We start from the raw sequence: 223 nt of genomic DNA, 5'->3' as shown, positions 1-223 counted from the left end.
TTAGTAAGAATCAGTTTTTTAACAGATCGTTTACGATTTTTCTCGTAATTAGCTTGAGCGACATCGGCTGAATAGACATATTTAAAGAGTCCTTTTCTCACTTGTTGTAAGACTTGCCCTCGCTTGATTTCGTTATTGATTGTTTGAGGAGCTCTTCCAAGTAGGCGAGCAATTTCTCGATTGGATTTTCCTTCTTTGTTCCATCGTTCAATGTAGCGACGAT

General features: G+C 38.1%; 1 protein-coding gene. It reads right to left on the bottom strand.

Features of this window, described 5'->3' with window-relative positions:
* Positions 1-223, bottom strand: a 223-nt coding sequence (locus HZY94_RS00005) for a helix-turn-helix domain-containing protein (protein ID WP_179924466.1), incomplete at both ends; no start/stop codon positions are given.

It is taken from the genome of Streptococcus danieliae, from assembly GCF_013415245.1.
In the GTDB taxonomy this organism is placed as follows: Bacteria; Bacillota; Bacilli; order Lactobacillales; family Streptococcaceae; genus Streptococcus; species Streptococcus danieliae_A.
This window is presented reverse-complemented; position numbering and strand designations above follow the sequence as displayed.